Raw genomic sequence first — 3,811 nt, 5'->3', positions numbered from 1 at the left:
CGTTCATAGAGGGAATATCTTACTTAGTATTAGTTTTTATTGCAATGCCATTAAAATACTTATATGAAAATACTAAAATTGTAAAAAGCTTAGGAATGGTTCATGGGATTTTATTTATATTATTTGCGATTTCTTTAGTCTATTTTATTAAAAGTAATCATAGAGAAAAAGGATTAGGTATTGATTTATTTAATTATTCATTAATACCATTTGGATTTATGCTTATTGAATATAGAATAAGAATAGCAATGATTCCAAAAAGTTAAAATTTAATTTTTTTAGAATAAAACTCGTAATAATCTTTTTTATCATCAAAGTAGATAATTACGTCTAAGTCAAAATCTGCTTTTTGAAAAATACTTTTTATCAATAAAAAGACTTTTTCTTTTTTCAATCCTCCAACTCCACAGCCAAGTAGAGGCATAAGTAGACTTGGGTTTTGGATATCTTCACTTTTAACTTTATCTTTGATTATTATCAGCATAGAGTTTAAAGAAGCTTGCATCTGCATATATGATTGATTTGCAGATACATAAAAAATGTACTTATAGTTTGTTTGAGTACTAGAACTTTCTATAACTACATCTACTTTTTCTTGATTGCAAGGAGTTACTATAAAAGTACCTTTTTCTTTTAAAAGATCTCCAAACTTTATTTTAAGATTCATATTTTTTATTATATGGTCTGAACATGATTTCTTCCATTATTTTTCACCTTATAAAGACCCTTATCAACTCTGTTTATAGTAGTTAATATATCTTCATCTTGTATATAGAGTGTAATACCAAAACTAGCTGTAATCTTATCTACCTCTTGAAATTTATAGCTCTCAATGCACACTCTTATATGCTCAGTAGCTTTTTCAAGTGAATATATAGAGTTTACCCTCATAAGGATTATAAACTCTTCTCCACCCCACCTTATGAGATAATCTGTATCACGGATAGAGTCGTGAATAACAGTTGTAAATTCTTTTAAGACTATGTCACCAATATTATGTCCATAAGTATCATTTACCTCTTTAAAATGGTCTATATCACATAAAACAAAACCAAGTTGTTTGGGTTTGGCGTCACTTAGTATTGAGCGTATATTGTTATCAAAAAATTCTCTATTTAAAGCACCTGTTAATTTATCATGGCTGGCTTTTCTTTTTAGTATAGAATGTTCAATCATAGTAGTACTAATATCTGTAAAAGAAACTATAAAACTTCCCTCTTCAAACTCGTTTATAGATACGCTAAATGCATATGAAATCAAATCACTGTCTAACATCGCCACTATTCTTTGCTCACCAGAAAGAGTTTTTATCTCATTTATCCAATTTTTATCATCATCAATTTTTTCTAAATGAAAGAAGTTGTCATTTACAATAAATCTTTCACAAATACATTTGTAATTAATTAAAAAATCATCTAAATTTTTTAAGTTAAAAAAGTCAAACATAGCCTGGTTAGCCAAGTTGATCTTTTTTCCATCTGTGATTACAATAAGATTTTTTTGAAGATTAAAAAGGTTTTGAAGTTTTACATTAAATAAAGAAAGGTCTCTCTTTTGTGTTTCAAGTTTAGAAGTTAAAGAGTGTATTTTTTTCTCTCTATTTTTAATCAAATAATATCCACCAAATATCATGCCCAAAGTTAATAAAAGAAGAAGAATACTAAGTGTTTTTATAGACTCATACATAACACTATGTTCTAATGACACATCAGTTAAAAATACAAAGTACCCTAACTCTTCACCTGAGACATCTAAAAGTTTTTCTTTTGAAGTAAAGTATTCTAAACCCGCATAAGAGATATCTTCATGAACTAAAGTATCATTTAGTATATACTGCATCTCTTTTGGAATACTAAAGGTATTGTATACAATATAATAATTTTTCGTTTGAGAGATTTTTAAAAGTTTTTCTTTAACAAACTCACTTGCATCTTTATATAGTTCTTTTTTAACTGCGATATAAATCATCGAGTTTAAAGATATAGATATATCACTTATAATCTTGTCTACCTCTTTTCCAAGTTCAATATAGCCTATAATATTTCCATCAACTATCCACGGTTTTACAACACGGAGAGTATAGTTCTTTTTTGGACCAAATTCTAATCCGTAAAATAAAGACTTAGTTTCTTTTGCTTTTTTAAATGTAATTCTATCTATAAGGTCTTTATCTCGTTGATAATCATGTACTCTAAGAAGAACAGTTCCATCTGTTTTAATAAAATACATATGAGTAAGGTCTACATTTTTATTTAAACTATTGTATATTTTTTTTATATTGTTATTTAATTCTTTTTTATCTTGTTCTAAAAAAAGTTTTGTGATTTCATCTTTATTTTGTATAAAATCTATATATTGACCAATAGTATCAGCTTCTGCTTTTATTTTTTCATTTAGGTTATTTGTAAATTGCTTGGAAATACTTGCTTTACTTTTATGAATAAAACTTTCTTGAATATATATTATTGAGAGTACGCTAAACATTGCCATGAGAACAGTTACTATAACAAGAGGTAGATAAAGGTTGAGTTTGAACATTCTACATTTCCTATGCGTTTTACCCATTATTGTATATTTTTACTTAATAGTTTCCGAAATGTGGACATATTATATAAAAAAATATATATATTAACAGTTGAAGTACAATACCTAAAATATAGAACTTAATAAGCCAAGGGATTAAAAGAAGATTTATGATAAAATATCCGAAATTATAAAGGTAGATGCGAGATATGAACAGACAACACTTAAAAAACCAACTATCAACTTTGGCCTTGTCTATGTTTAGAAAAGATTTCTTTGGCATCTACCACGGTTCTCTTTCTGCAAAAACTGAATCAAATCGTTTTATCATAAATACAAAAGAAGCTGTTTTTGATGCCCTAGATCAAAACTCTATGATAGAGTTGTATTTTAAACAAGACTATAGATGGAAACAAGCAAGTATAGATTCAAATATACACTTTAGCATCTACTCTCAAATCTCAGATGCCAAGTTTGTTTCTTTTACTATGCCTCCATTTACAACAGCTTACTCACTAGAACATAATGTGATTACTCCAAAAGATTATTTTGGGTTTAAAGAGATTGGTTCTATTAATATCATTGACCCAAAACAGTTCGAAGACTGGTATGATAGAGCGCAGAGTGAAATAGCATACTACTTACAAACTAATAAAACAAATATTATGGTTATACGTGGTTATGGTGTTTATGCATTTAACAGAGATATGCATGAGATGGCAAAAAAACTTGCAATTCTTGAGAAAAGTTGTAGATTATTGATGTTAGATGGTTCTCAAAGAGATTTTAATTTTGATTAAACAATAAAAGGAAATTTATAAATGGCACAATTCGAAGTAGATGAAGAAAATTATCAAAATATAATGGACGAGGAATTTAGTAAGGGTAAGGTTGTAATATTAAACTTCAGCTCAGAATTTTGTCAGCTATGTTCTGCTTTAGAGATGGAACTATATCAGCTTGATGATATGATTGAGAATGTATCAATAATAACAATTGACTGTGTTAATGCTCAAGAGATTGCAGAAATTTATGATATTTATCAATTCCCCACTATGATAATATATAGAAAAAAAAATGACATCATTCATGAATCAGAAGGTGTAATCCTTGCAGAAGATATTCAAAAAATCATAGAATCTAAACTATAATCTATTCATAAAGAGTGTCTAATATAGTGACACTCTATTTATAATGGTTCCCTTTTTCAAGACCAGTAAAACAAGTTTTCTTATTTCACCTCTTTACGATACCAGTGGTAACAGTTTTTGTCTCCTAGGGTCTAAAT

5 protein-coding genes are annotated in these 3,811 nt (G+C 27.7%); 3 read left to right on the top strand and 2 right to left on the bottom strand.

Features of this window, described 5'->3' with window-relative positions; translation table 11 throughout:
• The first annotated feature begins 5 nt into the window (after nucleotides 1-5).
• A complete protein-coding gene (locus QZZ48_RS14750; RefSeq protein WP_366755941.1) occupies nucleotides 6-266 on the top strand; it encodes a DUF3817 domain-containing protein in 261 nt (86 codons plus the stop codon).
• Here the strand turns inward: QZZ48_RS14750 and QZZ48_RS14745 are convergent.
• Together QZZ48_RS14745 and QZZ48_RS14740 are read right to left on the bottom strand one after the other, a co-directional pair.
• Nucleotides 263-667, bottom strand: a complete 405-nt coding sequence (locus tag QZZ48_RS14745; protein ID WP_294967019.1) for an Appr-1-p processing protein — start codon at nucleotides 665-667, stop codon at nucleotides 263-265. The genes QZZ48_RS14750 and QZZ48_RS14745 overlap by 4 nt on opposite strands.
• 8 nt (nucleotides 668-675) lie before the next feature.
• Nucleotides 676-2,538: a diguanylate cyclase gene (locus QZZ48_RS14740; protein WP_294967018.1), complete on the bottom strand. Its 1,863-nt coding sequence runs from the start codon at nucleotides 2,536-2,538 to the stop codon at nucleotides 676-678.
• A 194-nt stretch (nucleotides 2,539-2,732) separates the two neighbouring features.
• Here QZZ48_RS14740 and QZZ48_RS14735 point away from each other — a divergent pair, with 194 nt between their 5' ends.
• The gene (locus QZZ48_RS14735; protein ID WP_294967017.1) at nucleotides 2,733-3,323 is read left to right on the top strand and encodes a class II aldolase and adducin N-terminal domain-containing protein; all 591 of its coding nucleotides are present in this window, start codon (nucleotides 2,733-2,735) and stop codon (nucleotides 3,321-3,323) included.
• A gap of 21 nt (nucleotides 3,324-3,344) precedes the next feature.
• Complete coding sequence (locus QZZ48_RS14730; protein WP_294967016.1) at nucleotides 3,345-3,674, top strand: thioredoxin family protein; 330 nt, start codon at nucleotides 3,345-3,347, stop codon at nucleotides 3,672-3,674.
• Nucleotides 3,675-3,811 lie beyond the last annotated feature (137 nt).

The organism is Sulfurimonas sp. (assembly GCF_016744025.1).
In the GTDB taxonomy this organism is placed as follows: Bacteria; Campylobacterota; Campylobacteria; order Campylobacterales; family Sulfurimonadaceae; genus Sulfurimonas.
The sequence above is the reverse complement of the archived record's forward strand: the minus strand, read 5'-3'. Positions and strand labels throughout refer to the sequence as shown.

What these genes read in the sequence shown, in the direction of transcription:
- QZZ48_RS14745 (WP_294967019.1), bottom strand. Translation starts at nt 667, where the DNA reads ATGAATCTTAAAATAAAGTTTGGAGATCTTTTAAAAGAAAAAGGTACT.
- QZZ48_RS14740 (WP_294967018.1), bottom strand. Translation starts at nt 2,538, where the DNA reads ATGTTCAAACTCAACCTTTATCTACCTCTTGTTATAGTAACTGTTCTC.
- QZZ48_RS14735 (WP_294967017.1), top strand. Translation starts at nt 2,733, where the DNA reads ATGAACAGACAACACTTAAAAAACCAACTATCAACTTTGGCCTTGTCT.
- QZZ48_RS14730 (WP_294967016.1), top strand. Translation starts at nt 3,345, where the DNA reads ATGGCACAATTCGAAGTAGATGAAGAAAATTATCAAAATATAATGGAC.